We start from the raw sequence: 6,923 nt of genomic DNA, 5'->3' as shown, positions 1-6,923 counted from the left end.
CGGAGTTCGCCGGAATGCCGAGTCCCGTAACCGCCGACGTCCGCGCGGCGCCGGCCGGCGGTCCGCCGGGGCCGCGGCATCGGCCCCGCGCCGCGCGGCACGCCGCACCGGCCCGTACGGCCCTGCGCCGGGTACGAGCCGGGGCCGGGGCGTACGCCGCGCGGGCGCACCGGAGTCGGCGGGGATTACTCGGAGATGTCGTTCTGCTCACGGCGGGCTTCTGTTTCCCTCACGGTTTCCCTCGCGGCTGCGGTATTCCGGATTCGTGGCTCTGCTCGCGATGCTTCCGCTAACGCATGACCGCCTCCGGGGCCCCCGTGGTCGCTTTCGGCCGTCGGCCGCCGCCGGTCCGGCCGGCGCCGCAAGTGCCCATGATGCGCACCAACTTTCCGTGCTGCCGGACAGATATCGCTACGGACACGGCGCCCGGTTCGAGTGCTGTGGTGGCCGCTTGGTCACCCAGGGATGATCGATCAGGTCCGCTGAGTGTGTCAATGGTCGATGGTTCCGCTTCTGCCGCCGCCCTGCTTCGGTTTCGGCGATGGCCGCGCATTACGCACCCCGAACCCGGGAACGCCGTGGCTAAACGTTGCGGATTCCGATCGCAATGAGGCAGATTGAGTGCGCCTCGCAGACGTGGGACCCCACAAGGCCGCAGCACAAGAGCTCACCACCGACCACCACGACGGCCCCAGGACGTGTTCGATGAACGAAGCTCCAGCAAGTCCGCGACCCCCGGAACACACCGGCCGCCCCGCGCGCCCCGCGTCCGCCGCGCAGAGCGGGATCTGGTTCAACGAGTCACTGGCGGACTGCGGGGCCGTGCACAACATCGCGTTCACCGTCCGCCTCGACGGCGACCTCGACATCGCGGCCCTGCGCCGCGCGTGCGCCGCCGTCGTGCGCACGCACCGGCAGCTCGGCTGTGCCGTCCAGGACCGGGCCGGCGTGCCCCACCTCGTACCGGCGCCCGTCCCGCCGCCGGAACTCGCCGTCGAGCCGGAGCGGCCGGACGTCGTGCGCGCGCACACGGCCGAGCCCTTCGACCTCGCCCGCGGCCCGCTGTTCCGGCCCGTGCTCCAGGTCATCGGCCCCCGCGCGCACCGGCTGCTCCTGAACGTCCATCACATCGTCTTCGACGGCCTGTCGATGGAGACGTTCGTGACCGACCTCGCGGCGCGCTACGAGACCGAGACCGGGGCCGGGGCCGAGACCGGCGAACCCGCCCCGCCCGTCCCCGAGCCGGAGGAGCCGGCCGGCGCCGAGGAGCAGCGGATCGCCGCCAAGCTGCCCGCCGCGCGCGCGTACTGGGCGCACCATCCCGTCGGCGACGACGACATCGTGCTCCCCGGCCTGGAGAAGCCCGCCCAGGGAGTGAGCGACGGAGCGACGGTGGAGTTCCGCCTCCCCGACGCACTCCACGCCGAGCTCCGGCCGCTCGCCGAGCGCATCGGCGTGAGCCGCTTCGAACTCCTCACCGCCGCCTTCCACGCCGTCCTCTTCCGCTACGGCAACAAGGCGCCCGTCACGGCCCTCGATCTCGGCACCCGCACCCCCGGACAGCAGCGCCACATCGGCGTGCACGTCAACGAACTGCCCTTCGTCTCCGCACCCGAGTCCGGCACGCCCTTCGAGGACTTCGCCCGCGCCGTACGGGCCGGACTCCGCGAGCTCTACCAGGTGCGCGAGGTCCCCCTCGGACGGACCGGGGCCCGATTCCGGCCGGGCGTCGCGCTCGCGCCCGTGACGATGTCCTACCGCCGGATGGGCCCCGCGCCCCGCTTCGGCGGCCTGACGGCGTCCGTGGAGTGGCAGATCTCCAACAACACCGCCCGCAACGCCCTCCGCGTCGAACTGACCGACTGCGCCGACGGGTTCGACGTGATGATCCAGTACCCGCCGGACGCCATGACCCGCGAGGGCGCCGAAAGCGTCGGCCGGCACTGGCGCGCCGTGCTCGCCTGCGCCGCGGCCGCCCCCGCCACCCCGCTGGCCGAGCTGCCGCTGCTCGCCGGGGACGAACGCGAGCGGCTGCTGACCGGCTGGAACGACACCACCCGCGCGTACCCGGCCCGCACCGTCCCCGAGCTGATCGCCGAGCACGCCGCCCGCACCCCCGACGCCGTCGCCGTCGTCCACGCGGACCGGCGGCTGACCTACGCGGAGCTGGACGCCGACGCGGCGCGGCTCGCGGCCCGCCTCCACGGCAAGGGCATCGGCAAGGGCGCGCTCGTGGCCGTACGGGCGAGCCGCTCGGAGCGGCTGCTCGTGGCCCTGCTCGGCATCCTCAAGGCCGGAGCCGCCTACGTCCCGCTCGACGCCGAGTACCCGGCCGAGCGGCTGAAGTACGTCATGGAGGACTCCCGAGCCGTCCTGGAGCTGACCGACGCCGACCTGGAGCCCTCCGCCGACGACGGCCCGGACGCCCCCGCCGGGTCCGGGCCCCCGGCGCCCGAGGACCTGGCCTATGTCATCTACACCTCCGGCTCGACCGGCCGCCCCAAGGGCGTCCAGATCGAACACCGCGCCCTCGCCAACCTGCTGCACTCCGTCGAGGAACTGCTCGGCGCCGGGCCCGCCGACACCTGGCTGGCGCTGACCTCCGTCTCCTTCGACATCTCCGGCCTGGAGCTCTTCCTCCCGCTGATCACCGGCGCCACCGTGATCGTCGCGAGCGAGAGCCAGACGCGCGACGGCGCCGAGCTCGGCGCGCTCGCGGCCCGGCACGCCGTCACCCATGTGCAGGCGACCCCCACCGGCTGGGCGATGCTCCTCGACGGCGGCTTCGAGGCGCCCGGCGTCACCGCCCTCGTCGGCGGCGAGGCGCTGCCCCTGGCCTTCGCCCGGCGGCTGCGCCCGCACGTCGCGCGGCTCGTCAACGTCTACGGGCCGACCGAGACCACCATCTGGTCGACGTCCCAGGAGATCGGCCCCGACCCGGACCGGGTCACGATCGGCCGCCCGCTGGCCAACACCCGGACGTACGTGCTCGACGAGCGCCTGTCACCCGTGCCGCCCGGCGTGCCCGGCGACCTCTATATCGCGGGGGCCGGTCTCGCCCGCGGCTACGTCGGCAGGCCGGACCTCGACGGCGAGCGGTTCCCGCCCGACCCGTACGGGCCCGCGGGCGGCCGGATGTACCGGACCGGCGACCGGGTGCGGCACCGCCCCGACGGGCAGCTGGAATTCCTCGGCCGCTCCGACGACCAGATCAAGCTCCGGGGCTACCGCATCGAACTCGGCGAGATCGAGTCGCGGCTGCTCGCCGCGGACGGCGTGGACCGGTCCGCCGTCGCGGTGCGGGACGGCCGGCTCGTCGGCTATTACGTCGGCGGCGCGGACGCGGGCGCCCTGCGCCGGGAGCTGGCGGCGGCGCTGCCCGCGTACATGGTCCCCGAGGTCTTCGCCGCCCTGGACGCCCTGCCGACGACGCCGAACGGCAAACTCGACCGGGCGGCGCTGCCCGAGCCCCCCGAGTCCGCCGCCGCGGCGACGTCGGGCGCGGACAGCCCGCTGGAGGCGGTCCGCGAGATCTGGTGCGAGGTGCTGCGGCTGCCCACGCTGGGGGACACGGAGGACCTCTTCGACCTCGGCGGTCACTCGATCACCATGACCCAGATATCCACCCGCATACTGGAACGGCTCGATGTGGACGTGCCGCTGTCCGCCTACTTCGAGGAACCGACCGTGCGGGGCATCGCCGCCGTGGTAGCCGACCTCCAGGAGGCGCAGTGACGGGCACGAGCCGCGACGAGCGTACGGACGTACCGCCGACTCGGAACGGCGAACGGAACGGCGCGCACACCCTGCTCGCCGGGCTGCTGCCCGCCGCGGCCGAGTCGGCCGAGTCCTTCGAGGACCCCGCCGACGCCGTCCTCTTCCCCGAGGAGGAGGCGCTGATCACCAGGGCCGTCGACAAGCGGCGCCGCGAGTTCACCACCGCCCGGCACTGCGCCCGCCAGGCCCTCGCCCGGCTCGGCCGCACCCCGGCCCCCCTGGTGCACGGCGAGCGCGGCGCCCCCGCCTGGCCGGACGGCATCGTCGGCTCCATGACGCACTGCGACGGCTACCGCGCCGCCGCCGTCGCGCGCCGGACCGACATCGCCTCCCTCGGCATCGACGCCGAGCCGCACGGCCCGCTGCCCGAGGGCGTGTACGAGTCCATCGCCCTGCCCGCCGAGCAGTCGCACCTCGACGGCCTGGCCGGCCTCCGGCCCGACGTGCACTGGGACCGGCTGCTGTTCAGCGCCAAGGAGTCCGTCTACAAGACGTGGTTCCCGCTGACCGGCGCCTGGCTGGACTTCCACGAGGCCCACCTGGAGTTCGACCCCTCGGGCGGCGCGGCCGAGGGCACGTTCGCCGCCCGCCTGCTGGTCAGCCGCGAGGACCCGGAGGGCCGTGCCCTCACCGGGTTCCAGGGCCGCTGGCTCGTACGGGACGGGCTGGTCGTCACCGCCATCGCGTACCCGCCGGCCGCCTGACGCCCGCCCGGCACCCGCCTCGCGCCCGTACGACGGGCTCCGTTCCGCCACCACTCCCTCGCACGCACCGGCAGGGGCAGGGCCCTGTCGAGAGGGGGGCGGCCACGGGATATCTTGATATCAAGCAATGTTGCAGACGTGGAGCGGAGCACCGGTGACTGACTCGACCATCATCTACACACACACCGACGAGGCCCCGGCCCTGGCGACGTATTCGTTCCTGCCCGTCGTCGAGGCATACGCCTCGACGGCCGGGGTCGCCGTCGAGAGCCGTGACATCTCCCTCGCCGGCCGCATCCTCGCGGGCTTCCCGGAGCGCCTCACCGAGGACCAGCGGGTCGCCGACGCGCTCGCCGAGCTCGGCGAACTGGCCAAGACGCCCGGCGCGAACATCATCAAGCTGCCGAACATCTCCGCCTCGATCCCGCAGCTCAAGGCGGCCGTCGCGGAGCTCCAGGGCCAGGGCTACGCGCTGCCCGACTACCCGGACGACCCGAAGACCGACGAGGAGCGCGACATCCGCGCCCGCTACGACAAGGTCAAGGGCAGCGCCGTCAACCCGGTGCTGCGCGAGGGCAACTCCGACCGCCGCGCCCCCGCCTCGGTCAAGAACTACGCCAAGGCGCACCCGCACCGCATGGGCGCCTGGACGGCCGACTCGAAGACGAACGTCGCCACCATGGGCGCCGACGACTTCCGCTCCACCGAGAAGTCCGTCGTCATCGCCGAGGACGGCTCGCTCCGCATCGAGCTGGCCGGGGACGACGGCGTCACCACCGTGCTCCGCGAGTCGGTGCCGGTCCTCGCGGGCGAGGTCGTGGACGCCTCGGTGCTGCGGGTCGCCCCGCTGCGCGAGTTCCTCACGGCGCAGATCGCCCGCGCCAAGGCCGAGGGCGTGCTGTTCTCGGTGCACCTGAAGGCCACGATGATGAAGGTCTCCGACCCGATCATCTTCGGCCACGTGGTGCGCGCCTTCTTCCCGAAGACCTTCGCCGAGTACGGCGAGACGCTGGCCGCTGCGGGCCTGACCCCGAACGACGGCCTCGGCGGCATCCTCAAGGGCGCGGCCGCCCTCCCCGAGGGCGCGGCGATCAAGGCGTCCTTCGAGGCCGAGCTGGCCGAGGGCCCCGAGCTGGCGATGGTCGACTCGGACAACGGCATCACCAACCTGCACGTGCCGAGCGACGTCATCGTCGACGCCTCCATGCCCGCCATGATCCGCACCTCCGGCCACATGTGGGGCCCGGACGGCGGCGAGGCGGACACCCTCGCGGTGCTCCCCGACAGCAGCTACTCCGGCGTCTACCAGGCCGTCCTCGACGACTGCCGGGCGAACGGCGCCTTCGACCCGTCGACCATGGGCTCCGTCCCCAACGTCGGTCTGATGGCGCAGAAGGCCGAGGAGTACGGCAGCCACGACAAGACCTTCGAGATCCCGGCCACCGGCACCGTGCGCGTCGTCGACGCGAGCGGCGCCGTGGTGCTGGAGCAGACCGTGGGCGCCGGCGACATCTTCCGCATGTGCCAGACCAAGGACCTGCCCATCCAGGACTGGGTCAAGCTGGCCGTCACCCGCGCCCGCGCGACCGGCAGCCCGGCCGTGTTCTGGCTCGACGAGGGCCGCGCGCACGACGCGAAGCTCATCGAGAAGGTCCGCGGCTACCTCGCCCAGCACGACACCGAGGGCCTGCGGATCGAGATCATGACGCCCGTCGAGGCGACCGCGTTCTCCCTGGAGCGCATCCGCCGCGGCGAGGACACCATCTCGGTCACCGGCAACGTGCTGCGCGACTACCTGACCGACCTCTTCCCGATCCTGGAGCTCGGCACGAGCGCCAAGATGCTCTCGGTCGTCCCGCTCATGAACGGCGGCGGGCTGTTCGAGACGGGCGCCGGCGGCTCCGCGCCCAAGCACGTCCAGCAGCTCGTCAAGGAGAACTACCTGCGCTGGGACAGCCTGGGCGAGTTCCTCGCGCTGGCGGTCAGCTTCGAGCACCTCGCGCAGACCACGGGCAACGCGCGCGCCCAGGTGCTCGCGGACACCCTCGACCGCGCGACGGCGACGTTCCTCAACGAGGACAAGTCGCCGAGCCGCCGCCTCGGCGGCATCGACAACCGCGGCAGCCACTTCTACCTGGCGCTCTACTGGGCCCAGGAGCTGGCCCAGCAGACCGAGGACACGCAGCTCGCCCAGGCGTTCGCGGCCCTCGCCAAGACGCTGGCCGAGCAGGAGCGGACCATCGTCGACGAGCTGATCGCGGTGCAGGGCTCGCCCGCCGAGATCGGCGGCTACTACCAGCCCGACCCGGCCAAGGCCGACGCCGTCATGCGCCCGTCGGCGACGCTCAACCAGGCGCTGGCGACGCTGGCCTGATCGTCGGCTCGCTCGTTTTCGAGCGCCACGCGCGCGTACCCGCCCCGGCCGGATCCCGAATCCGGCCG

General features: G+C 73.2%; 3 protein-coding genes. All 3 read left to right on the top strand.

Annotated features, from left to right (window positions below; genetic code table 11):
• The first annotated feature begins 705 nt into the window (after window positions 1–705).
• The 3 genes from ACFU99_RS27020 (at window position 706) to ACFU99_RS27010 (ending at window position 6,855) form a co-directional block, all read left to right on the top strand.
• On the top strand, window positions 706–3,735 hold the full coding sequence (locus tag ACFU99_RS27020) for an amino acid adenylation domain-containing protein (RefSeq protein ID WP_384396592.1): 3,030 nt from the start codon (window positions 706–708) through the stop codon (window positions 3,733–3,735).
• A gap of 71 nt (window positions 3,736–3,806) precedes the next feature.
• On the top strand, window positions 3,807–4,481 hold the full coding sequence (locus tag ACFU99_RS27015) for a 4'-phosphopantetheinyl transferase (protein ID WP_384396595.1): 675 nt from the start codon (window positions 3,807–3,809) through the stop codon (window positions 4,479–4,481).
• A gap of 154 nt (window positions 4,482–4,635) precedes the next feature.
• Window positions 4,636–6,855, top strand: a complete 2,220-nt coding sequence (locus ACFU99_RS27010) for an NADP-dependent isocitrate dehydrogenase (protein WP_384396590.1) — start codon at window positions 4,636–4,638, stop codon at window positions 6,853–6,855.
• Window positions 6,856–6,923: the final 68 nt, after the last annotated feature.

It is taken from the genome of Streptomyces sp. NPDC057654, from assembly GCF_042800135.1.
Lineage (GTDB): Bacteria > Actinomycetota > Actinomycetes > Streptomycetales > Streptomycetaceae > Streptomyces.
This window is presented reverse-complemented; position numbering and strand designations above follow the sequence as displayed.